The organism is Pseudomonas sp. Irchel s3a10 (assembly GCF_900187525.1).
GTDB lineage: Bacteria > Pseudomonadota > Gammaproteobacteria > Pseudomonadales > Pseudomonadaceae > Aquipseudomonas > Aquipseudomonas koreensis_G.
On sequence record NZ_FYDR01000002.1, the window covers coordinates 210,542 to 234,077 of the forward strand.

Sequence of the window (23,536 nt, forward strand, 5' to 3'; positions counted from 1 at the left end):
CTTCGTGCTGATCCAGCATACGCGGCTGAACTACTTGCCGACGTGCTACGCGAAGGCAGCCCAGCAGAACTGGCTCTTTTGTTACAACAGCTATCCCTAGCGTTTAGAGCACACGAGTAGTACCAGCATGCCTAATTTCGGCGAATCGTTGCATCCAGTTTTCCCCAGATCTGATTCTGTGCTTGAGGATCTGCTCGCTTAGCCGCCGCATTGCGTGTGCGCTGACAGCAGTTGATAGGAGCGAAATTTTTAATGGACCATACTGCCGCATGAACTATGACTTTAGAAATCTCTCATCGGCAGACTTTGAGGACCTGGTCCGGGACCTCATTGGAAAAGAAGAGGGACTTCGCTTCGAGGCATTCTGTGCAGGGCCAGATGGCGGTATTGATGGTCGGCACGCGCAGGCCAGCGGTAACGTCATTCTCCAGGCGAAGCATTACGAAGGTTCGCCGTTCAGCCAACTGATGGCCGCGATGAAACGTGAGCGCTTGTCCATCGATAAGCTGGCTCACACCCGATATATTCTTGCGACCTCTTGTAAGTTCACTCCGCTTGGCAAGGGCAAGCTCGCCTCGCTCATAGGGACAAGCCTGAAGTCTGAAGCGGATATTTTTGGTCCAGAGGACATCAACGGTCTTCTCCGGAAGTACCCAGACATCCTCAAGTCGCACATCAAACTGTGGCTCTCGGGAGCGGGTGTTTTGGAGCGGGTCGTACGTGCGGCGGCCCACACCTTTGCAGCGTTCACGAAGGAAGACATCGAACAAAAGGTTCGCGTCTATGCATCAAACCCCAGCTTCGACGAATCACTAGCTTCACTAGAGAAACATCGGCTTCTCATCATCTCTGGTCCACCGGGCGTTGGCAAAACGACCCTGGCCGAGATGCTTTGCTACACCTTCCTGAGCGAGCAGTGGGAGCTAGTTCCCATCCGCAGTCTCGAAGACGGCTTCGCTGCCATTACCGACAGCAAAAAGCAGGTATTCCTCTTCGACGACTTCTTAGGAAAGGTCGCTCTTGACCGACAAGCTCTAGCGCACAAGGATTCTGATCTAGCGCGGTTTATGAGTCGCGTACGACGCTCACCGAACGCCCGTTTTATACTGACGACGAGGGGTTACATATTTGAGGAAGCCCGGAGAGTCTCCGAACATCTTGGCGACCAGCGCCTCGATGTGACGAAGTACGTGCTTGATGTTGGCATCTATACCCGCCGGATCAAGGCGCGGATTCTCTATAATCATCTTCTAGTACTAGAGACACCGCAGTCGCATATCCTGGCGCTATTGGAAAGCAATAAGCTCGCGGAAATTGTTGATCACAAGAACTATAACCCACGTGTCATTGAGGCAATGACCGATGCATTTCGCATCGGTGATATTGAACCGGCAAACTATTCCGAAGCTTTCATCGGCGCCCTGAACAACCCTAGCCAGATTTGGGACACCGCTTTCCGGATGCACATTGATCATCGGTGCAGGCACCTCCTGATGGCGATGTTTTTCCTCGCGGAATACGGCGTTTACCTCGGCACTCTTCGCTCCTCTTTCGAGACCCTGCATACCGCGATGAGCACTGCCTACGGTCTGGCACATGGACCTAAGGATTTCGAAGAAGCCCTTCGCATTCTGGAAGGTAGCTTTGTCAGCATAGTCAACATCAGCGGCCCAATCGTCTCTTTTCTCAACCCTTCACTTAAGGACTATCTCTCAACATACTTGCTGGACACTGACCTTCTTATTCGCCTTGTTCCCACAGCGGCTTCCATCGACTGGTTGTCGCGCCTGTGGGACTTCGTGCATCCGAACGGGCTTAGCGAAATCGATCAAACGAAGATCGCCAGAGCCTGCGTTGGCATGCTGGGGATGATCGAAACGCGTCCACACTGGCGTCCGCGAGCTGGGGACGTCCGCTCGCTCGAATACAATGATGCCGCAAACTCCAAGCGGCTCCGAATGCTGATGGATTGGTGGCAGCTCACGAACGAACAGCTGTTTGCCGACAGCATCATGGTGATTGTCCGCAATCCACAGCAAGGCTTCGGTGCCTGGTCAGATGGGGAGGCTCTGATCGACTTATTTTGCCGGCTAAGTGACAGGGGCTATGGTCGCCAGTTCATTTACGAGGCGGAGTTCCTTGAGCTCCTAGAAAAGGCGCTCACGGACACTATACGCTGGAGCTCATGTGACATGCTCTCCACACTTGTCGATGCGGTGGACGCAAAGGAGGGGCTGCCCGCCAACATTACCAGTGCCTTGCGGGCAGCAGTGCTCGAAGATTTCGATGAGAATACTAGCCGCATTCGCGAGGATGATAGCGAGTCCTCTCTGTCGGATCGGATTGATGCCCTGAAAAAGTTCGCGCCGCGTTTCGGTGTGTCGAACGCTGTTTTGAATAGCGCCGTTTCAGCCATCGAGGATCGCATATACGAGATTGAAGACCGTAGCAGTCGCGCCTCCTCTCCAAGTTTTCCGTCGTCTAAAAAGAGTGACGAGGAGAACTTTGACGACAAAGCGCTTCGAGACCTATTCACCTCTCTTCTTGAACGCTAGGCTGACCTACATATAGTGGGTTACCTTTCGTTTAGGGAAGCGAGCCTTATGAAGACGTGCCTCGACACCATATTCGGATTAGGATTCTTGATACTGAATCGTGAGTGATCAATCGATTAGATCTTTCTGGATATGAAAGGCTTTTTATCAGTAGGCAGTGTATTAAAGATGTTGATCCGGTTCTTAGTTAAAGCTGATATTTTTTTTGAAGTCTTCCGACGCTGGAGTGATTAGAATCCATAGTGCGTCGGAAGTTTTTGTCACATTCCTGTATCGCATATTATGCGGTATCGAATAATTTTTTTACTCCAGATAGTAGCGCGTTCACTCTCGAAATATTACAGTTTTCGTATTTTAGCTGCCTGACTAAATAACCATACGCGACGGCAGCCCGTTCGCGTTTACCCACGGACACCGTTTCTGCCCATTTACGGCACTCACTGAAAAACTCGGGAGCTGGGCATTGGTCGTCTATAAATTCTGGCTGCCCCCAAGATAATGCTGTGCTTTCACTTGGCCATTCGATATTTTTATACGGACCTTCTGGATGGAAAAATACGCTGAGTTCAAAAGTAATAGCATCAGTACTAAGCGGCCCCTCTCCTACATCGCCGTAGTCAATCAATACTGGAACTGAGCCTGGCGATACGAGAATATTTAGGCCATGTAGGTCGCCATGTACACAACCCCACATCACATAAATGGGATTGGTCTCAAATTTTTCCGTCCAGTCATTGGCGATGAGATGCGATACAGCTTTAAAAGCATCGTCATCGATAAAGATTCTTCGAATATCCTTGACTGTAGTTCTACGTTGAGTGGCAGACACTGTCCAAGGATGAACGCAATCTTTCAATCTTTCGATTAGAGCAAGTGAATCATTTTCTATAAACGAAAAACCGTTTAATTCGGATGCTGACGCTAAGCTATAAAATACGCCGGAAGTCTTCTTGGCGCCATGGGCTAATACTGCCACCTTACGCGGAGTAGCATTCGGTTCTAATCTTGATATAAATCTATCGTGTCGCTCAACTTCATCCTGGATTTCAGAAGGCGGGCCAATTTTTGCAATTGAGTTGTGAATCCTGCTCCCACTTCCGTCATTAACCTCAAGTTTATAAACAGATGCGACAGACAATCCGCTGTTTATTCTCGCCACCTTGCAGAATACGCCACCTACAGATGCAGTGAAAATCCTTATCAATCTGTTTGTAGGAATGGATATCTCACACGACAGGTCTAGCTCCACCTCGCATACGCTATCGAATGCATCTATATATGGCTTAATTTTATCATCCAACATATCGAGTCGATGCTTGGGCTGAAATCCTATAAGCGGTAGGACTTTCCCTTGGCCCCATATGTCGACTTGGTGGCTTAGAGCCATCATGTCGGAAAGAAACTGTTCAGCGGATGACCCCGTAAGCATAAATACTGGCGTGCCCGGCGCGTTAGCTATAGCAATGTCTAATAGATTTCGCCCATGTTGGGGATCACTGTCCATTCCGCCCGGTACCGTAGGTATTTTTAAATCCAGAAATATCAGATCAAAAAAATCAGACTCAATTGCGCTGGATGCTTCTTGGAAGCTTCCCGCTATTGTATATGAAGGCTCTCGGCATATTGCGGTTACTCGAGACTGTATTTCCCCAACAAATTCTACGTCATCTTCTACAATCAATATTTTCATGCGTTCAAGCTCCATCTCAATTTAAAAACAGCTCCATCTGATCCAGAGTTACGGAGCTCGACAGTACCATGTAGCGTTTCAATTGCCTGATTCGCTATACCCAGTCCGAAGCCTAAGTGCCCAGGCTTGCTTGTTTCGCCCAGAGTGAATGAATGTGTGACATTGCTTGGTAGCCCGGGTCCGTTGTCAATGACGCTAATCCAGTTGTCAATATCTGTCTGACCCCAGCTCACCACTACAGAAGCTTTTCTCTCTGCATTGGCAATAGATAGAGAGGCTTCAATTGCGTTTTTAATACCGTTGCATAAAGCTAACTTCAAAAGCCCTCGATCGCAGAAAATAATTAACGGGGTTCGACCTACAAGTGAAATTTCAATTTCTTTGTCTGTAGCTTCGAGCTCTACTAAGTCACTAACTAACGTTGGAAGATCCATTTCAACTGGTTTAGGCACAGAAGTGGCTTTTTTAAGTTCTTCAATTCCATCAAATGTGTCTTGTAAATGTTCGATACGTCTTTTTGTGTCTGAGTCAGCATAGTTGAGTAATTCTTTAGAGACGGTACTGGCTAAAAGGCCCAGTTTAGAGCCTATCTCATGAAGCAGAAGTCCTGCCACCCACTCAATAGCTTCTGCGCGGAGTTTTTTTCTAACTTCAGGAGGAGTAGGATCGATTTCGAAAGTTTCGGTGGGTCTACTGTTTCCAAGGCCAGTGATCAAGCGCTCAATTCGTCTAATCAGTATTAAATCTGTTTCTGCTGCTTTTATTTTTAATAATGTCTGGATGTCTGTGTCAAGTGCCAAGCGCTCTAAAGCTCGCATTGCTGTAAATCTAGCATGCGAATTGCCATTCGATAGAGTGATTAGCGCTTCCTCTCGGGTCATTATTTTATATGCTCCCCGTAGAACTTCGCTCGCTGACTAAAAGCTTTGGCGCCACCCTCCATTACTGTGCTGATTGCATTTACAATACTTATGTTTTCTAACGGTCCTGATGAAAGTCTAAACCCTCGACGACCATCCGACCCTAGGTGTAGGACTAAGTCGGCATCACCTAATACGGGAATATTAGGGTTATGAGTAGAAAAAATGATTTGTCCCTGGTCACCCCTTGATAAGATTACTTTAATCAGGGTTTCCGCAATGAATGCATTGTCGATATGGTCCTCAGGCTGGTCCACAATCAACATTCGGTTCATGTGCGAGAGTATTAATGGAAGTACTACCGTGCAGCGCTGGCCGGTCGATAGCTCTGATATATCCTTGTAATCGGTTCCGTCCAGTAGCTGTAAAGAAGTTTCGTCTTCAATGTTTATAGTGCATAAGTCGCCTAGCTCGCAACTCTTTAAGTGCAAAAGTATGCGAGATGCTCTATCCGAAGTGATGCTAGCAGCGTCTTCGATTAGCCCCACATCAAAGTTATCGACAGCCTCAAGCAAAGCGCGTGGACTCAAGTTCGCTGCTATGCCGTCTGCCGCGTCAGCATATCTAAGCCCACTTCCCCTAAGCGCTTCAGAAATGGCCGCAGAAAATCCTTTGGACTGTCCATTTCTGTAGACGGATACCTTAATATTCGGAGCTACAATTTTATTCAGCCAATCTGCTGCTGCAGAACGAGCGGAAAAACGTTCCTCGCGTATTTTGTCAAGTTTATCGAGTGCTTCTGATCTTTTTCCTATGAGTTGCGCGAGTATTGTCTTTCTCGAAGTCAGATAGGATGTTATTGACTCAAGCTTTGCTATTTTTTCCCGAATTTCTTGTCCTTTTCTAAGGACGCTTCCGGAACCTGCTTGTAGACTTTCTACTTCCTGTCGCAGCTGTCGGGCTTGGTCCTCTAAGATTACTTTGTTGCTTGTAAAGTTAGTAATTACGCCGTCCAGTTCATGATATATGCTTACTGCCTCGTTTAGTTCTGCTCCGAGTCTGCCTTTCACACCCTCGATTCTTTCCAGTAGTGGTTTTAATAACACGAGCGCAGCGTGCTCAAATTCTACTGAGTTTACAGGTGCATTATCGATGCCTCGTTTTATTTCATGGCTCCAGTTTGCTACATTGTTTTTAATGCGCGTTACCTGCTCTAGCATTACACTTACGCTAGATATTGTAGTAGTCTGTACGGAGAGCAAGTTTGTTTTTTGCTGGAGCGCCTCAGAGCTTTTTGAAACATTTTCCTCTGCTGGTATTATTAGTTTCAGTTCTTCTCTTAATGCAGGCAGTGCTTTTTGCGTTTGTTCAAAATCGTCGATTTCTTTTCTACACAGCTCGACCTGCTGTGTCAGAGTTCGGCACTCTGTGATCAACTCTCTCTCTTGAGTATCAGTGTCCGGTCGCGCTTTCACGAATCCATCGAGTAATCTGAGTCGACCTGCTGCCTCAAGTCCCACAGTTTCGATTTCGGTTTGCGAGAAAATTACGGGTTTTCTATATTGGGCCGTTGCTCTAGGTGCTGCATCGCTGGCTGTACGGCTAACTAAAATAGTATTTTCGCCGTCTACGAGTGTTACAGTCACCTGGCCAGAGCCGAGAACTGATAGCGCGTGGTCTTTACTTCGTCTAGTGGTCTCCGATGTGGTGCTGTTTACATCGAGACAAAACCTAATTATTTCTATTAGTGAAGTTTTACCTGTTCCTCTCGCACCAATTACTGCGTTTAATCCTGAAGTGAACTCTACATCTAGGCCGTCTAAAAAGCCTTCTTCAATCTGCACTCTTTTTATATACATGCTTAAACCAGTCCTTTGCTTAAAGTGATTCTTTTCGTTTTCCTACTCTCTGTCCTTGCCTGAGCACTCAGGCAGCTGAGTTCGCAACAGAGGTGGGAGCCCTATAAACGTCTTCAGCATCATGCTCTCGGGAGGTTTGGGTAGCAACGATTAGCCTTGAGAGTGTGGATGATGGCACCTTAATATTCCTCGGTCCCTCGATTTTCGGGCTGCGGAATGACGTAGATGGTGACTTTTCGTTGGTTTTCCGCAGGCGTGTGGGAAAGGCGCTGCGGATTGAGCCCTAGTCAAACATCACCACTTTGACAGCTCGTACAAGGGTGACTTCTTCATTGCGGTACACGCTGTGCCCGTCCGCGTTGCGAGATTCCAAATGATGCAGGGCGGTTCAGCTGGGTCCAATTGTCGAAGCCCCGGCATTGGATGACGCATATAACTGGCTCCCATCCAAGCTCGTAGCCACCTTGAGTCCAGCATCGGACTGCTTATTCCTTCACATTTGACCGAAAGGATCAGCACTGCTCAGCACGCAAATGTTGCGAAGGTGTCATAAGCCCAACCGAGCCTGGATTGCATTTCTCGAGGCCGGACGGAGAACTGTATTTCCTGGGCTTGCTGGCTGGGGTGCTAGGTAGACGCTGCTTTCATCGATATGGCGGCGTCTATAATGGTATTATCCATGGTATTTTAAAAGAAGGTGCCATTAATGCTTAGTGTTACAGGCATATCTGGCTGTTATTGATAATAGAGTGGGAGTAATGCCGAGCAAGCCGTAAAGGCTTGATCGCTGCAACCGAAAAGCCGTGTGAAATTCGTTTCACACGGCTTTTCTGTTTTTGCGTTATAGCGGTTTTGACCATCCGCCCAGTTGCATGCCCATGTCATCCAGAGCTTGCAGCAGCGCTTTCATGCTCGGGTAGCGTTTACCGCTGACCGAAGGCCAGCCGGGGCGTTCGATGTAGAAATGTTTGCCGTCGGTGTCGATGACGGTCCGTACCAGTTCTCGCGTGCGGCTGCGATGCACGATGAATGTCAGGTTGGGTTGTTGCTTCAGGGAGTACATGCCATGGCGAGGCAGCAGGGTTTCGAATTCGGTCATGGTGTGCGCGGTCCAGGGTGTTTCGATTTGCAGGCGCAAGTCGCCCCTGACCAGCGCGGAACGATCGTGCGCCGTACCGCCCAACGGCAGGATTCTCCCGGGATCCGCTTCAATGCCCCGTGAAGTCCCTTCGGCAACATCCTCGACGCGAATGCCGATCGCCTCTTCCAGTTCGCTTACGCCGGCAACCCCATCAAAAGTGTTGGAGTGAGAGTTGCCCATCAGCGCCACCCATTTGTGCGCGCCACGTGCGGATTGGTCAGCACGGATCATCAGGCGGGCGAAGTAATTCATCATTTTCTGCCGCGCGGTGTTATTGCCGGCCGGCAGATCCATGCCGTTGAGTCGGTAACTCGCCATGCAATCGATGGCTTGCACATGGATCCCCTGCTTTCTGGCTTCCTTGACCAATTCCAGGAACGTGTAGCGCTCGAGCGGATCGGTCATGTTGCCGACGTCGAGTGACTTGAGATAGGCCTCCAGTTTTTGCGGCATGTTGCCCGTGCGGAAGAACTCATCCAGCGCGGCTTGATGGAAGTCGGTCAGCAGGTGCTCCATGTACAGGCTCTTCACCTGTTTGCTGGCGAGCAATTGCATGTTCTCGATCAGCCATTGCTTGCTGCCGATGGCCGTGTGGCTCTCGCCGATGACCAGGCCCCGGGCATGTTCGAGGATTTTTTCGATGATTTCTTCGGCGGTCGCATCTGCCGCCAGGGCGGGCACCGGAGGACGATCGGGCAGGCGCAGCGTGCTGAAAAAATCCAGTGCATCGTGATACAGGCGTTTGCGGATGACCTTGAAATCGCGGTAGGCATCGAACTCGTTCAGGCTGTCGTAGAAGTCACGCAGGGCTTCGTCATTCATCCCGGCCGCGCCTTCCTCCAGATGCGTCTTGAGGGGGGCAGGCACGTCGTATTGCGAGGCGGGCAGGGCGACCACCGGGCTGCGACTGCTCGATCCGGCCAGACCCGAAGGCTTGCCGCCGCCGCTGAGTCCCGCGCGCGGCATGGTTTCCCATTCACCCTCAGGGTTCAGGCGTACCGGGATCGAACGAGTAAAGCCGTGGGGATGCTCGGGATCAATGACCGCCCAGTGTCCGCTGCCGTTGATATCGGCTTCGTAGCGTACGTAATAGGCGGTGTCATCCATCAAAATGGCGGTCGACGGGTTTGAATCGAGCAGATAAATGCCCTGGAATTTTCCGGGCTCGCTCACCGGTGTAATGCCGTCGAGCAACTCATTGGCTTGCCAGTTCGGCGGAACGACCGGTCGCGGGGTGTCTTCAATCAAGGGCGTGGCAATCGGCAGTTGAGGCCCACCCATCGGCGTCCCGCCTTTATCGGTCAGGTCAGCCATCTCCGCCGCTTCGGCGGCATCCACTTCGGGGCCGACCTCGGCTAGCGATCCCGGACCCTTGAGTGCCAGCAGGTTGAACAGCATGTCGATGCCGCTGAGCACCGCACCCAGAATCCCGGCCTTGCGCTCGGCGGCGGTTTTGCCATTGACCGCCTGATCGATGTTCAGCCCCATGTTGGCAATGCTGGCGCCGATCACCGGCAATGCGACTGGCCAGCCGACCACCGCCATCGGCCCGAACACCTTGACCCCGGCGCTGAGGTAGCCGATCCACAGCTTCTTGCGCAGTTCACCGTTGGAGGTCAGGGACAGGCTGGCTTCGGCAAACATCGCCGTACGGGTCGAGTCACTCAGCCAGGTGAAGGCGTCGCCGCTGACCGCGCGGTTGTCCTGATTGATCATCGAGTGATCGTAGCGGCCCCACGTGGCCACCAGGCGATTCATCAGGTCACCAAGATTGGCGTTGATCTGCTGCCGGTCCGCCAGCGAGAAATGCGCAAGGAATGTCTCGCGCACGACGGGTGTGTTCATCCGCTGCAGGATCCAGAAGTGCAGGTCGGTGGCGCTTTCCAGTACATGGAAGGCATCGCTGTCACCGGGCAGGTAGAGGATCTGCCGACCCTGGGGCGCGACGAAACGCAGGACGTTGATAGCGGCGTAACCGGCAATGTCCAGCGTGCGCACACTGTTCGGGCAAGGGTGTTGGGCCTGCAGCATTGGCAGGCTGACCGGCCACGTCAGCGGGCCGATCACCGCTTGCGTGACAAACTGGAAATCCTCGTCACTCAGCTGACGTTTATCCCGCGCCTGTAGCGCTTTGATCAGGAAATTGCATTTGGCCAGGGTACGAAAGTCGCTGCCGCGGGTGTTCCAGTATGCGTTCAGTTGAGCGTCGTACAGCGCGCTGAAGTCGATGCTCCAGAAGTCCTTGAGCACATCGTTGCCATGCAGGCGCACTTCATCGCGTTCATCGAAGGTACGGGCATCGGGACCGGCAGTATAGAAACCGCCATAGACGTCGAGCAGGTCGGCGTTATCCTGATCGGCGACGCGGAAACGGTGAATCACCAACTGGGTCAGGGTCATGCTTGAAGTGGGCGTGGCGTGCGCGTGCTCCCAGCCAGTGAAGGTATTCGAGCTGCTTTGCGAGGCGTTGAAGCGGTGGAAATACACTTGATCCGGATCCAGGCCGTGGACCTGGTATTTGTTCAGCAGGTCGCTGGCGACCTGTCGAGCGGCGTCCTGTAGGCTCGGGCAGGTCTGGATGACGGTGGCGGCAATCGCCTTGAGCGCGGCCTTGTCGGCGGCGTTGGGCATCGGGTTGGTCATGTGATCGGGCTCTCTGTCCTTGAGAAACGGGTGTCACAGGATGGCCCGGCTGTTCGCTGCATGTGCACTACATAGTTATGTCACCTGAGCGATCGAAATCATGTACGCGCGAGGCGCAACTGCGTCCATCCGCCGCGCTGCCCTTACTGTTTCGCAATTGCAGGTGTATCGTATTTGCCTTTTGCGGGCCCGGTGCCCGACGCAGATACGTGAGGTAGTTGAGTTCATGTCCTTTACCCGTCGCCAAATCCTCGGTGGCCTGGCCGGTCTTGTTGTCGTTGGTGTCGGGGCGGGAGGTGCGTCGCGCTACTGGCTGGGCAAGATGGCCGATGCTGACGCGGGCCACGACTACGAGCTGATCGCGGCGCCACTGGACGTCGAGCTGGTGCCGGGGCACAAGACCGAAGCCTGGGCGTTCGGCCCATCGGCGCCGGGCACTGAATTGCGTGTGCGTCAGGGCGAGTGGTTGCGGGTGCGCTTCATCAACCACCTGCCGGTGGCGACCACCATTCACTGGCACGGTATCCGTCTGCCGCTGGAGATGGACGGCGTGCCGTACGTATCGCAATTGCCGGTGCTGCCCGGTGAATACTTCGATTACAAATTCCGCGTGCCGGACGCCGGCAGCTACTGGTATCACCCGCACGTCAGCAGCAGCGAAGAGCTGGGGCGCGGGCTGGTCGGGCCGTTGATTGTCGAAGAGCGCGAGCCGACCGGTTTCAAGTACGAAAAGACTCTGAGCCTGAAGAACTGGCACATTGACGAGCAAGGCAATTTCGTCGAATTCAGCATCCCCCGTGAAGCGGCCCGTGGTGGTACGGCGGGGCGCTTGTCGACCATCAACGGCGTGCCAACGCCGGTGATCGAGTTGCCGGCGGGGCAGATCACCCGGGTGCGTTTGCTCAACCTCGACAACACCCTGACGTATCGCATCAACATCCCCGGCGTTGAGGCGCAGATCTATGCGCTGGACGGCAACCCCATCGAGCCGCGGCCGCTGGGCAAGGAATACTGGCTCGGCCCGGGCATGCGTATTTGTCTGGCGATCAAGGCGCCGCCGGCCGGTGAAGAGTTGTCGCTGCGCAACGGCCCGGTGCGACTGGGAACCTTGCGCTCGGTGGCCAATAACGATGCGCCAACCGAGTGGCCGAAAGCCTTGCCCGCCAACCCGGTGGCCGAGCCGGATCTGGCGAATGCCGAGAAACTCAACTTCAATTTCGAATGGGTCGGTTCGGTGTCGGTGAATGTCGACAACGGCAAGCCACCGAGCCTGTGGCAGATTAACGGCAAGGCCTGGGACATCACGGACAAAACCTGCGCCGATCGGCCGATTGCCAGCCTGAAGCTGGGCCAGAGCTACATCTTCGAACTGAAGAACATGACCCAGTACCAGCACCCGATTCACCTGCACGGCATGAGCTTCAAGGTGATTGCGTCGAACCGGCACAAGATCACTCCGTACTTCACCGACACTTATCTGCTGGGCAAGAATGAGCGTGCGCAAGTGGCGCTGGTGGCGGATAACCCGGGGGTATGGATGTTCCATTGCCACGTGATCGACCACATGGAAACCGGCCTGATGGCCGCCATCGAGGTGAAGTGATGCGCCAGATTCGCCCCGCCGCGATCATCGACCGCAGCCGTGACCGCGATTTCATGCGCGAAGCCCTGGAGCTTGCTGCCCAAGGCGCAACCCTCGGCGAGGTGCCGGTGGGCGCGGTGCTGGTGCAGAACGGCGAGATCATCGGGCGTGGCTACAACTGCCCTATCACCACCAGCGACCCGAGTGCCCACGCGGAAATGGTCGCGATCCGCGCCGCTGCGCAAGCTGTGAGCAACTATCGCCTGCCGGGCAGCACCCTCTACGTGACGCTGGAGCCGTGCAGCATGTGCGCCGGGCTGATCGTGCATTCACGCATTGCGCGGGTGGTGTATGGCGCGCTGGAGCCGAAGGCCGGGATTGTGCAGAGTCAGGGGCAGTTCTTTACCCAGGGCTTTTTGAATCACCGGGTGTTGTATGAAGGTGGGGTGCTGGCGGAGGAGTGTGGGGCGGTGCTGACCGAGTTCTTCCGCGCCCGGCGCGCAAAACCATCTGAATAAACACAACCCCCAACTGTAGGAGTGAGCCTGCTCGCGATAGCGGTCTGACATTCAAAATTGCTTTGACTGTCAGACCGCTATCGCGAGCAGGCTCACTCCTACAAGGTTATGCGGTGTTTGAGAGGGTTACTTACGGGCCACAATCACCGCGCGCATCGGCGCCGGCAGCCCTTCGATGGTCTTGCTGTGATCCTCGGGATCAAGGAAGTCGCTCAACGACTGGTACTTCATCCACTCGGTACCGCGCTGTTCTTCAACGGTGGTGGTGCTGACGTCCACGCATTTCACATCGGTAAAGCCTGCTCGGCGCAGCCACAATTCCAGGGCCGGTACCGATGGCAGGAACCACACGTTGCGCATCTGTGCGTAGCGATCTTCCGGCACCAGCACCTGATGCTTGTCGCCTTCCACCACCAGCGTTTCCAGCACCAGTTCGCCGCCCTTGACCAGGCAATCCTTCAGCGCCAGCAAATGCTCGATCGGCGAACGGCGGTGGTAGAACACACCCATCGAGAACACTGTGTCGAAGCCTTCAAGGTTCGGCGGCAGGTCTTCGAACGGGAACGGCAGGTGCCAGGCATTCGGCTCGGACAGGTAACGCTGCACGGCCTGAAACTGGCAGAAAAACAGCCAGTTCGGATCAACGCCGATCACGCTGTCAGCACCGGCGCCGAGCATGCGCCACATGTAGTAACCGTTGCCGCAACCGACGTCGAGGATGCGTTTGCCCTTCAGGTCCAGATGCGGAGCGACCCGCGACCACTTCCAGTCCGAGCGCCATTCGGTGTCGACGTGTACGCCGAACAGGTCGAACGGCCCCTTGCGCCACGGCGACAGGCCCATCAGCGCGGTGCGCATCTGCGCGCGGGTTTCGTCGTCGCAGTCGGTGTCGAGTTTCAGGCCGTTGAGCAAATCGACTTCAGTCGGCTGGAGTTTCGGCAACGCGTCCAGCGCGCTCTGCCAGCGCTCCAGATCGCCGTGACCTTTCTCCATTTTCCTGTCGAGTTGCACTTGCAAGGTGTTGGCCCAGTCGGCCAGCGGGGTGCCGGCCAGACGGCGGGCGAGGGGGGACAGATCAATCATGGCAAGGCAATCAACGAGGCAAAGTTAAGACACTGGAACCACGGCACGACTTTCGAGAACCCGGCGGCCAACAGGCGTTCGCGGTGTTCTTCGAGGCTGTCGGGCTTCATGACGTTTTCGATGGCGCTGCGCTTCTGGGCAATTTCCAGTTCGCTGTAGCCGTTGGCGCGTTTGAACGCGACGTGCAGATCGGTGAGCAGCGCGTGCTCTTGCGCATCGTTGAAGCGCAGTTTCTCCGACAGAATCAGCGCGCCGCCGGGCAGCAGCGACTGACGAATACGCGAGAGCAACGCGGTGCGCTGCTCGGGGGCGATGAATTGCAGGGTGAAGTTCAGTGCCACCACCGAGGCCGGTTTGAACTCGAGCGCGAGAATGTCGCCTTCGATCACTTCGACCGGGAGCAGCTCCTGGAACATCGAATCCTGACCGTTGAGGTATTCACGGCAGCGTTCGACCATCGCCGCCGAGTTATCCACCGCGATCACCCGGCAACCGTCGGTGCGCACGTGACGGCGCAGGGCCTGAGTCACGGCGCCGAGCGAAGCACCGAGGTCGTACAGCACGCTGTTCGGTTGGGCGAACTGTGCCGCCAACACGCCGAGGTTTTCGACGATGGTCGGGTAACCCGGCACCGAGCGCTTGATCATGTCCGGGAACACCCGCACCACGTCCTCGTTGAAGGCGAAGTCAGGCACCTGGGCCATCGGCTGGGCGAAAATGCGATCGGGTTCTTTGCTCACGGCGGTTCCGGCGGTGTCGATGAAAAGGCCGGCATTTTAGCCAAAGTGGCGCTGGGATGCTTGGGTTGTCCGACGTGGCGAGGGGATTTATCCCCGATGGGCTGCGAAGCAGCCCCAAGATCTGTGCCTGCGGTCTGTCTGACATATCTGATTGGCCGGTTTCAGGGCCGCTGCGCAGCCCATCGGGGATGAATCCCCTCACCACAGGTATTAGCGGCGTTTCACGGAAAACGCCGAAGCGGCGATCCCCCACTGCCCCAGCCAATAACTGAGGATGATCACGTACGGCGCGGCGTGAAACGGCGCCACAAAGCGGTCGATGCCAATCACACTGTCGGAGAACACGAACGCCAGCGCACCCGCCGCCGCCAGCAGCGCCGAACGCTTGGGCACATCGGTGCCGAGGCGGGCGAGGGCGCGCCAGAGCATGGCGCTGATCGCGGTGCCATAGACGAGCACTGGCACCAGCAACGGCCCGAGGCCACTGGAAATCAAAATCCCCAGCAGCACCGCGCCGACGCCGAGCGCGAGCAGCAGCGGCAGCAGCGCCAGACGTTTGCAATCGCTGAGGTAAGCCTTGAGGTACGCCAGATGCGCCACCAGAAACGCACCGAGGCCAAACACAAACAAATCCCCCGGCCACGCCAGCAGCACGTCACCGAGCACAGAGAAAATCAGTCCCAGACTGATCCAGCGCCGATAGTCGCTGGGTGGCGCATCGTGCAGCCAGCCGAGCAGCGCCAGGACGGGCAACGGTTTGACCAACAGACACAGCAGCGCCGCATGGGTGCTGACGCCGTAGAGAAAGGTCACCGCACCCATCAGTGCCAGAATCAGCCAGCCCACGATCAATTCACCGAGATGGCGCAGTCGAAGGTTTCTGCCGGCTCGACTTCCGGTTCCCACGGCTGCTGCGAAGTCAGGCGCAGGCGGCCGGTGCCGGTGGCGAAAGCCTGAAAGCGCCAGGTGGAGAAACCGCCCGCACCGACCATGCCCGAGTCTTTCGGGCTGCTGTAGACCTCAGGGCTGAGGGCATGCAGCACGCCGCCGGCCGAATCCTGAATTGCCCAGCGATAGCCCGTGGTCGGGTTGCTCGGCAGCATCACGATCAGGTTTTGTCCGTTGGTCAACTGCACGGGGCATTCGCTCTGGTTTTCCACGGTCACGTTCTGTTTTGGCTGCGTGGCGCAGGCGGCCAGCAAAGAGAGGGCGAGAGGGACAAACAGGCGAGTGGCGGACATAGGCTCAGTGGCTCCGGCGTTGACGACGAACGGCGAGCATAACTGAAGATGAGACAAAGTGTGACGGTCAGGCGGTTCTGTGGTGTTGCCACAGACGCCTTCGCGAGCAAGCCCGCTCCCACAGTAGTTGTGTGGTGACCACAAATGCTGTGTTCACTACAGAACCCTGTGGGAGCGGGCTTGCTCGCGAAGGCGGCGTGTCAGGCTCTGAATAACTGTCAGAACAACACTTTCGCCATATCCGCAAAGCGCTTGGCGAAGTGCACGGTAATGCCTTCCTTCAGATAGTCCGGCAACGTAGCGCCGGCCGATGCAAAAATGCTGATTTTGATCAGCAGCAGATTATTGATGGATCATTGTAGATGAGCAGATAACATGAAAACTTTCGTTACTGTCCTCTTTTGTGAAACTTATATCCATAGCATAGGAGTAGCAATGGGTGGCAGGGTCAAGGTTGAGAAAAATAACGCCTTCTCCCGGAATGGTCCTAAAAAAATCGGCGTTAAAATTTCCGTCATATTCGACTCTGATGTTTTCTGCAGGAAATTTATGCCAGCCATTGCGTGGATACTTCTGGTCATCTTTTGTCAGGAAAACCCTGACGTTTCTTGAAAAGTTCGGTTGCTCAGGACGGAGGTAGATTCCTTCCAGGGCCAGGGTTTCTTCATGAATATTTATGATTAGTTTATCGGTCGAGAAGTTGACGTCCTCTGGAATGTAGGCCACCAAAACACCGATAGCAGACGTCCTTGCATCTTTTGAATTACTCATCTTGAAGCTCCTGTGTCTAACTTGGGGGGAGAAACAAGGTAGAGCTTATTCAAGATGGAAAACTTCGGAACTGTCAGAAATGTCAGTTTTTTATATCGCTTGGCAATTAAGAAGTGCTCGGCTATGCGAAGAAGTATTGGTCGTTATCGTTGTTTGATTGATAACGACCAATGTCTGAATCAGAACAAAACTTTCGCTACATCCGCAAAGCGCTTGGCGAAGTGCACGGTAATGCCTTCCTTCAGATAATCCGGCAACTCTTCGAAGTTACCCCGGTTCGGCTCCGGCAGGATCAGTTCGAAGATCTTCTGTCGCCGCGCCGCAATCACCTTCTCGCGTACTCCACCAATCGGCAGTACGTGCCCGGTCAGCGTCAGTTCGCCGGTCATGGCCACGCCTTTTTTCGGTGGCTGATTGCGGGCGAGCGAGAGCAGGGCGCTGGCCATGGTCACGCCGGCGCTCGGGCCGTCTTTCGGTGTGGCACCTTCCGGTACGTGCAGGTGGACGAAGGCTTCGTCGAAGAATTTCGCATCGCCACCGAACTGTTTGAGGTGCGAGCTGACGTAGCTGTAGGCGATCTCCGCCGACTCTTTCATCACATCGCCCAGTTGTCCGGTGAGTTTGAAGCCGCGATTGAGCGTATGGATCCGCGTGGCTTCGATCGGCAGGGTCGCGCCGCCCATGCTGGTCCACGCCAGACCGGTGATCACACCGGTGCCGGACAGCACTTGTTCATTGCGGAACACCGGATGACCCAGCGAGGCTTCGAGGTCTTTCGGGCCGAGCTTGATCACCGCTTTCGGGTCTTCGATGAGTTTCATCACCGCTTTGCGCACCAGTTTGCCCATCTGTTTTTCCAGTTGGCGCACCCCGGCTTCACGGGCGTAACCGTCGATCAAGGCCTTGAGCGCGCTGTCGCTGATGCTCAGGCTGCCCTTGGACACGCCGGCCTTCTCCAGCAGCTTCGGCCACAGGTGGCGCTTGGCGATGGCGACCTTTTCTTCGGTGATGTAACCCGACAGGCGAATCACTTCCATCCGATCGAGCAACGGCCCGGGAATCGAATCCAGGGTGTTGGCGGTGCACACGAACAGGACTTTAGACAGGTCCATGCGCAGGTCGAGATAGTGATCGAGGAATTCGACGTTCTGTTCCGGGTCGAGGGTTTCCAGCAGCGCCGATGCCGGGTCGCCCTGGTAGCTCTGGCCCATCTTGTCGATCTCGTCGAGCATGATCACCGGGTTCATCACTTCGACGTCTTTCAGCGCCTGCACCAGTTTGCCCGGCTGCGCGCCAATGTAAGTGCGGCGGTGGCCCTTGATCTCGGCTTCGTCACGCATGCCGCCGAGGCTGAAGCGGTAAAACGGGCGGCCGAGGGATTCGGCGATGGATTTGCCGACGCTGGTTTTACCCACACCCGGCGGGCCGACCAGCAGCACGATCGAACCGCTGATTTCGCCTTTGTAAGCACCGACCGCGAGAAATTCGAGGATGCGGTCCTTGATGTCGTCGAGGCCGGCGTGGTGTTTGTCGAGAACCTTGCGCGCGTACTTGAGGTCGAGTTTGTCCTCGCCGTACACGCCCCACGGCACCGAGGTCGCCCAGTCGAGGTAGTTGCGGGTGACCGCGTACTCTGGCGATCCGGTTTCGAGGATCGACAGTTTGTTCATTTCCTCTTCGAGGCGTTTCTGCACCTGTGCCGGCAGGACTTTGCCTTCCAGGCGTTGTTCGAACTGTTCGAGATCGGCGCTGCGGTCGTCCTTGGTCAGGCCGAGCTCCTGCTGGATCACCTTGAGTTGTTCTTTCAGGAAGAACTCGCGCTGATGCTCGCCGATCTTGCGGTTGACCTCGGCGGAGATTTCTTTTTGCAGGCGCGCGACTTCGACTTCCTTGCGCAGCATCGGCAGGACTTTTTCCATGCGCTTGAGCATTGGCACGCAGTCGAGCACTTCTTGCAGCTCATTACCTGTCGCCGAAGTGAGGGCGGCGGCGAAGTCGGTGAGTGGCGATGGATCGTTGGGGCTGAAGCGGTTGAGGTAGTTCTTCAGCTCTTCGCTGTACAGCGGATTGAGCGGCAGCAGTTCCTTGATCGCGTTGATCAGCGCCATGCCGTAGGCCTTGACCTCGTCGGTCGGCTCGGTCGGCTGGTGCGGGTATTCGACTTCGACCAGGTACGGCGGGCGGTGGTGTTTGAGCCAGGTCTTGATGCGCACGCGGCTCAGACCCTGGGCGACGAACTGCAGTTTGCCGTTTTCGCGGCTGGCGTGATGGACTTTGACCAGGGTGCCGTATTCGGGAAGGGCGCCGGTGTTGAAGTGGCGCGGGTCTTCCTGGGGCGTGTCCATGAAGAACAGGGCCAGGGAGTGGTGGTCGGATTTGCTCACCAGATCGAGGGTTTCGGCCCAGGGTTCTTCGTTGACGATGACCGGCAGCACTTGGGCCGGGAAGAACGGGCGGTTGTGGATCGGGATGACGTAGACCTTGTCCGGCAGGTTCTGGCCGGGCAGGGCCAGGCCTTTGCCGGAGGAGGTGTGTTCGATGTGTTCCGCTTCGGTGTAGTCGTCTGGGTTGTCCGGGAATTCTTGCTGGTCGCTCATTGGGGCACCTGCGCAATGGAGTATGGGTCTTAGATGGGGCAGGCTTTGGGTGGTTTCAATGGGGGGCGGTGTTTCTGCTTGTGCGTTCAGGGTTTTGACAGGAGCTGCTCTGGATCTTGGCGGCCTTTGGGCCGACCAGGTTCTTGGTTTTTTTGTGTACATATCCGTTTTTTCGGTAACGGCTACTTAGGGTTTCGCCCTTACGGCGAGTCACCTTTTCCAGACGCCGAAAAGGTAACCGAAAAGGCTTGCTCCTGCGTGCGGCCCGCTCGCTGGGGCTCGGGGTTCCTTCGCTCCGGGACTGATCCGTGGGGCAGCGCCTCCGGTTTGCTTCGCTGCACCTCCTCTCGCTGTGTTTGGCTGCGCCAAACGGTCGCTGCGCTCCCAGCCCCGGATCAATCCCGGAACGAAGCCTTCCGACGTCGCCCGTGGATCAAGATCAAGAGCGGTACTCGAGCTTGCGCTCATTGTTTTGAGTGGGGCGGCTGCGCCGCATGGGGCATGCACAAATCAAAACTGTGGGAGCTGGCTTGCCGGCGATGGCGGCCTGACAGCCGACCAATCTCTACCTGAATGCACCGGGTTCAAACTGTAGGAGTGAGCCTGCTCGCGATGGCGGCCTGACAGCCGACCAATCTCTACCTGAATGCACCGGGTTCAAACTGTAGGAGTGAGCCTGCTCGCGATGGCGGCCTGACAGCCGGCCAATCTCTACCTGAATGCACCGGGTTCAAACTGTAGGAGTGAGCCTGCTCGCGATGGCGGCCTACGAGCCGACCAATCTCCACCTGACTCACCCAATTCCACTGTGGGAGCGGGCTTGCTCGCGAAAGCGGTGTGTCAGTCACCGCAAGTGTTGGATGTGCTGACGCTTTCGCGAGCAAGCCCGCTCCCACTATGGCTCAGCTGTGTGCCGCAGATTGGGTGATTTCCACATTATCCAGCACTCGGTTCACCGCCAGTTCGGCGAGCATGATGATTTGCTGAATGGCCAGTATCGTCCGGCGCTGCGGGATGTCGATGTACGCGGCGATGTCGCTGGTCATGAGGCTGGCTTGGGCCAGCGATTCGCAGGCGTGGACCAGCAGGCTTTCGTTGTCCATGTCCGGGGCGACCTGGAACATGCTGCTGGGTTTGTGGAATCTCACCGTGGCCGCGGAGGGTTTCAGGTAGTGATCCAGCGCACGCTCGGCGGCGTCGTGGAGTTTTCTGGAATCGAGGGATTCGTAGGGCGAGGTTTCTGGGGGATTGGGTGTGGGTTTGATCATGATGAATTCTCAGTTGGTGAAGTGGAGCTACCTTCAATTGCCGCGACGCAATCTGAGGTGGCAGCTGTACGCGGGTTCGCGGACCGATAACTGAGGAATCGGCATACCCCCAAAGAAGGTATCCCGCGCACAGCCGCCATGACACAACCAACAGGCATCCGAGGTGCTGTCAGGTTGGCGATTATGCATCAGTTATCAGGCCGCGACGCCCGGCCGCTGAATTTCCAGCGACCACCAGAGCCTATCCAGCCAACTTCCGAGGCACAACCGACGCGACTTGTCGGAAAACTCCCGCGTATAACGCGCTTCTGTAGGACGAACACCGTCCAGTGTGGGAGCGGGCTTGCTCGCGAAGGCGGTGTGTCAGCCGGCAAATTAATTGGCTGATACACCGCTTTCGCGAGCAAGCTCGCTCCCACAGGTTTCTCCGGTGGAATCAGAAATGGTGTGCACAAAAAAGGCGATGCCCCTCACGGAGCATCGCCTTTCCTTTACCGCCGCTAAAACTTATTCCGGCAGTTTGTACGCAATCACATAGTCACCCATCTTGGTGCCCAGCGAGCCGTGACCGCCAACAACCAGCAGCACGTATTGCTTGCCGTCCTTGCCGGTGTAGGTCATCGGGGTCGCTTGGCCGCCTGCAGGCAGACGCGATTTCCACAGCTCTTCACCGGTGTTCACGTCGTAGGCGCGCAGGTACTGGTCGAGGGTGCCGCTGAGGAAGCCGACGCCGCCGGCAGTGACCATCGAGCCGCCCATGCTTGGTACGCCCAGGGTGAAGCCGATCGGGATTGGCGAGCTGTCGCGGCTGGTGCCGTTTTTGCGTTTCCACACGACTTTGCCAGTGGTCAGGTCGATACCGGCGACGTAGCCCCAGGCCGGGGCCTGGCACGGAACGCCCAGTGGCGACATGAACGGGTGCATGATCACCGCGTATGGCGCGCCGGTGTTCGGTTGCACGCCAGCGGTTTCGCTCTCGCGTTTGCTGCCGGCGGCGACTTTCTCGCGTGGCACCATTTTCGAGACGAAGGCCATGTAGTTCGGGCTGGTGAACAGCATCTGGCGAACCGGGTCGACCGAGACGCCGCCCCAGTTGAACACGCCGACGTTACCCGGATAGATCAGGCTGCCCTGTTCCGACGGAGGCGTGTATTGGCCTTCGTAGCGCAGTTCCTTGAACTGGATGCGGCACAGCATCTGGTCGAACGGGCTAGCGCCCCACATGGCTTTTTCGGTCAGTTCCGGGGCCAGCAGGTTGAGGTCCGAACGGGCCTGGGTCGGTGCGGTGTGGTCGCCTTTCACGGCGCCTTGCGGAACCGGGATTTCCTTGATCGGGATGATCGGCGTGCCGTCACGACGGTCGAGGACGTACAGGCTGCCCTGTTTGGTCGGGGCGATCAGCGCCGGTTTCACGCCGTCGGCGGTTTTCATGTCGAGCAGGGTTGGCTGGCTGCCAACGTCCATGTCCCACAGGTCGTGGTGGGTGAACTGGTAGTTCCAGCGCACTTTACCGGTGGCCAGGTCCAGGGCGACGATGCCGGCGCTGAATTTCTCGGCGCCTGGAGTGCGGTCGGCGCCCCACTGGTCTGGAGTCTGGTTGCCCAGTGGCAGGTAAACCATGCCGAGTTTTTCGTCGACGCTGGCCAGCGACCACATGTTGGCCGAGTTGCGGCTGTAGGTTTCGCCCGGCGCCAATGGCTCGGTGGCGTCCGGCTTGTCGCTGTCCCAGTTCCACACCAGGTGACCGTCGCGCACGTCGAAAGCGCGGATCACGCCCGATGGCTCGTTGGTCGACTCGTTGTCAGTGACGTGACCGCCCATGATCACCAGATCACGAGTAATCGCCGCCGGCGAGGTGGAGTAGTAGCCACCGGCGGTGAACGGGCCGATGCCTTGGGTCAGGTCGACCACGCCGTTTTTGCCGAAGCCTTCGCAGATCTTGCCGGTGTCGGCGTTCAGGGCGATCAGACGGGCATCGGCGGTTGGCAGGTACAGGCGACGCGGGCAAGCCTGAGCAACGGCTTTGCCAGCTTCGGAGATAACGGCCGAGGCAGCGTTCTCAGACTTGGCGTAAGCGGCTTCGTCGTAGTACGACACGCCACGGCAGGTCATGTGGGCGAAGCCCTTGAAGCCCACCGGGCTCTTGATCTGCGGGTCGAAGCGCCACAGTTCCTTGCCGGTGTCCGGATCCAGCGCCAGAACTTTGCTGTGCGCGGTGCAGGCATAGAGCATGCCGTTGGCTTTGAGCGGGGTGTTTTCGTTGGTCAGCTCGACCGGGTCATCTGCGGTTGGCAGGTCGCCGGTCTGGATGCGCCAGGCTTCTTGCAGCTTGCCGACGTTGGCCGGAGTGATCTGCTTCAGCGGCGAGTAGCGGTCACCGAATTCGGTGCGGCCATAGGCCTGCCAGTCGCCTTCAGGCATTTGCGGTGCGGTACTGGTCATGTCCGCGGTGTCGCGGCCCAGTTCGCCAAAGGTTTCGCCCGGGTGGGTGAACAAGCTGGCCAGGGCAGTCACACCGGCCAGCACCACGGCCACGGTCAGGCCGCCCGTGCCCATCGGCGCAGGGCCTGCGAGCAGCAGCGGACGACGGAACCACGGCAGCAACATCACGAGGCCGAGAACGAACCACAGGGCCAGACGCGGTACCAGTTGCCACCAGTCCAGACCGACTTCCCACAGGGCCCAGACCGTGCTGGCGAACAGCACGATGGCGTACAGGCCCAGCGCTGCACGACGACGCAGCAGCAACAGAATGCCGCTCAGCGCAATGCCGATACCGGCCAGCAGGTAGTACAGCGAGCCGCCGAGCATGCTCAGCTTGACTCCCCCGGCCAGCATGGCCAGGCCCATCAGTAGAAGCAGAATGCCGAGCAGGCTCGGTAGCAGACGGCCCCGACTCGAAGCACTTTCGGTGCTCATAGTGTGATTCTCCGTGACGTTTATGTAGTCCCGCGCTGTAGTCACTTTAGATGACGATTGGGCACAGGT

The 23,536-nt window shown here is 56.3% G+C and carries 15 protein-coding genes and 1 pseudogene; 3 read left to right on the forward strand and 13 right to left on the reverse strand.

The window, feature by feature from the left end:
- Positions 1-269: 269 nt before the first annotated feature.
- A complete protein-coding gene (locus CKW11_RS06600; RefSeq protein ID WP_095136909.1) occupies positions 270-2,555 on the forward strand; it encodes a restriction endonuclease in 2,286 nt (761 codons plus the stop codon).
- Positions 2,556-2,835: 280 nt separating this feature from the next.
- On the opposite strand, the gene CKW11_RS27655 is transcribed toward CKW11_RS06600, so the two are convergent.
- The 4 genes from CKW11_RS27655 to CKW11_RS06615 all read right to left on the reverse strand — a co-directional run bounded on the left by CKW11_RS27655 (position 2,836) and on the right by CKW11_RS06615 (position 10,748).
- Positions 2,836-4,245, reverse strand: a complete 1,410-nt coding sequence (locus CKW11_RS27655) for a hypothetical protein (protein ID WP_143499933.1) — start codon at positions 4,243-4,245, stop codon at positions 2,836-2,838.
- The gene (locus CKW11_RS06605) at positions 4,242-5,126 is read right to left on the reverse strand and encodes a HAMP domain-containing sensor histidine kinase (protein WP_095136910.1); all 885 of its coding nucleotides are present in this window, start codon (positions 5,124-5,126) and stop codon (positions 4,242-4,244) included. Before CKW11_RS06605 ends, CKW11_RS27655 begins: the two co-directional genes overlap by 4 nt.
- A complete protein-coding gene (locus CKW11_RS06610; RefSeq protein ID WP_143499935.1) occupies positions 5,126-6,964 on the reverse strand; it encodes an ATP-binding protein in 1,839 nt (612 codons plus the stop codon). The genes CKW11_RS06605 and CKW11_RS06610 overlap by 1 nt, the downstream gene beginning before the upstream one ends.
- A gap of 841 nt (positions 6,965-7,805) precedes the next feature.
- Positions 7,806-10,748: a membrane-targeted effector domain-containing toxin gene (locus CKW11_RS06615; RefSeq protein WP_095136912.1), complete on the reverse strand. Its 2,943-nt coding sequence runs from the start codon at positions 10,746-10,748 to the stop codon at positions 7,806-7,808.
- 226 nt (positions 10,749-10,974) lie between these two features.
- Here CKW11_RS06615 and CKW11_RS06620 point away from each other — a divergent pair, with 226 nt between their 5' ends.
- Together CKW11_RS06620 and tadA are read left to right on the forward strand one after the other, a co-directional pair.
- The gene (locus CKW11_RS06620) at positions 10,975-12,351 is read left to right on the forward strand and encodes a multicopper oxidase family protein (RefSeq protein ID WP_095136913.1); all 1,377 of its coding nucleotides are present in this window, start codon (positions 10,975-10,977) and stop codon (positions 12,349-12,351) included.
- Positions 12,351-12,848, forward strand: a complete 498-nt coding sequence (tadA, locus tag CKW11_RS06625; protein ID WP_095136914.1) for a tRNA adenosine(34) deaminase TadA — start codon at positions 12,351-12,353, stop codon at positions 12,846-12,848. Before CKW11_RS06620 ends, tadA begins: the two co-directional genes overlap by 1 nt.
- 126 nt (positions 12,849-12,974) lie before the next feature.
- On the opposite strand, the gene cmoB is transcribed toward tadA, so the two are convergent.
- The 9 genes and pseudogenes from cmoB to CKW11_RS06665 all read right to left on the reverse strand — a co-directional run bounded on the left by cmoB (position 12,975) and on the right by CKW11_RS06665 (position 23,467).
- A complete protein-coding gene (gene cmoB / locus CKW11_RS06630; protein ID WP_095136915.1) occupies positions 12,975-13,931 on the reverse strand; it encodes a tRNA 5-methoxyuridine(34)/uridine 5-oxyacetic acid(34) synthase CmoB in 957 nt (318 codons plus the stop codon).
- On the reverse strand, positions 13,928-14,635 hold the full coding sequence (cmoA, locus tag CKW11_RS06635; RefSeq protein ID WP_208101786.1) for a carboxy-S-adenosyl-L-methionine synthase CmoA: 708 nt from the start codon (positions 14,633-14,635) through the stop codon (positions 13,928-13,930). Before cmoA ends, cmoB begins: the two co-directional genes overlap by 4 nt.
- A gap of 246 nt (positions 14,636-14,881) precedes the next feature.
- Entirely contained in the window at positions 14,882-15,517 is a 636-nt protein-coding gene (locus CKW11_RS06640) for a lysoplasmalogenase (RefSeq protein ID WP_177439984.1), read from the reverse strand.
- Between the two features lie 2 nt (positions 15,518-15,519).
- Positions 15,520-15,912, reverse strand: a complete 393-nt coding sequence (locus CKW11_RS06645) for a protease inhibitor I42 family protein (RefSeq protein ID WP_007964468.1) — start codon at positions 15,910-15,912, stop codon at positions 15,520-15,522.
- Between the two features lie 218 nt (positions 15,913-16,130).
- Positions 16,131-16,208: pseudogene (locus CKW11_RS29040) on the reverse strand (hypothetical protein); the annotation flags it as partial.
- A 46-nt stretch (positions 16,209-16,254) separates the two neighbouring features.
- Entirely contained in the window at positions 16,255-16,683 is a 429-nt protein-coding gene (locus tag CKW11_RS06650) for a hypothetical protein (protein ID WP_095136917.1), read from the reverse strand.
- 179 nt (positions 16,684-16,862) lie between these two features.
- Complete coding sequence (gene lon, locus CKW11_RS06655; protein ID WP_095136918.1) at positions 16,863-19,280, reverse strand: endopeptidase La; 2,418 nt, start codon at positions 19,278-19,280, stop codon at positions 16,863-16,865.
- A 902-nt stretch (positions 19,281-20,182) separates the two neighbouring features.
- On the reverse strand, positions 20,183-20,548 hold the full coding sequence (locus CKW11_RS06660) for a DUF6124 family protein (RefSeq protein WP_095136919.1): 366 nt from the start codon (positions 20,546-20,548) through the stop codon (positions 20,183-20,185).
- Positions 20,549-21,055: 507 nt separating this feature from the next.
- Positions 21,056-23,467: a glucose/quinate/shikimate family membrane-bound PQQ-dependent dehydrogenase gene (locus CKW11_RS06665; protein WP_095136920.1), complete on the reverse strand. Its 2,412-nt coding sequence runs from the start codon at positions 23,465-23,467 to the stop codon at positions 21,056-21,058.
- Between the last annotated feature and the right edge of the window lie 69 nt (positions 23,468-23,536).

Bases quoted from the DNA above. Each gene is read 5' to 3' on its own strand.
- CKW11_RS06620 (WP_095136913.1), top strand. From the start codon at position 10,975: ATGTCCTTTACCCGTCGCCAAATCCTCGGTGGCCTGGCCGGTCTTGTT.
- lon (WP_095136918.1), bottom strand. From the start codon at position 19,280: ATGAGCGACCAGCAAGAATTCCCGGACAACCCAGACGACTACACCGAA.
- tadA (WP_095136914.1), top strand. From the start codon at position 12,351: ATGCGCCAGATTCGCCCCGCCGCGATCATCGACCGCAGCCGTGACCGC.
- CKW11_RS06650 (WP_095136917.1), bottom strand. From the start codon at position 16,683: ATGAGTAATTCAAAAGATGCAAGGACGTCTGCTATCGGTGTTTTGGTG.
- CKW11_RS06665 (WP_095136920.1), bottom strand. From the start codon at position 23,467: ATGAGCACCGAAAGTGCTTCGAGTCGGGGCCGTCTGCTACCGAGCCTG.
- CKW11_RS06645 (WP_007964468.1), bottom strand. From the start codon at position 15,912: ATGTCCGCCACTCGCCTGTTTGTCCCTCTCGCCCTCTCTTTGCTGGCC.
- CKW11_RS06615 (WP_095136912.1), bottom strand. From the start codon at position 10,748: ATGACCAACCCGATGCCCAACGCCGCCGACAAGGCCGCGCTCAAGGCG.
- CKW11_RS27655 (WP_143499933.1), bottom strand. From the start codon at position 4,245: ATGAAAATATTGATTGTAGAAGATGACGTAGAATTTGTTGGGGAAATA.
- cmoB (WP_095136915.1), bottom strand. From the start codon at position 13,931: ATGATTGATCTGTCCCCCCTCGCCCGCCGTCTGGCCGGCACCCCGCTG.
- CKW11_RS06600 (WP_095136909.1), top strand. From the start codon at position 270: ATGAACTATGACTTTAGAAATCTCTCATCGGCAGACTTTGAGGACCTG.
- cmoA (WP_208101786.1), bottom strand. From the start codon at position 14,635: ATGGCCCAGGTGCCTGACTTCGCCTTCAACGAGGACGTGGTGCGGGTG.
- CKW11_RS06660 (WP_095136919.1), bottom strand. From the start codon at position 20,548: ATGATCAAACCCACACCCAATCCCCCAGAAACCTCGCCCTACGAATCC.
- CKW11_RS06610 (WP_143499935.1), bottom strand. From the start codon at position 6,964: ATGTATATAAAAAGAGTGCAGATTGAAGAAGGCTTTTTAGACGGCCTA.
- CKW11_RS06605 (WP_095136910.1), bottom strand. From the start codon at position 5,126: ATGACCCGAGAGGAAGCGCTAATCACTCTATCGAATGGCAATTCGCAT.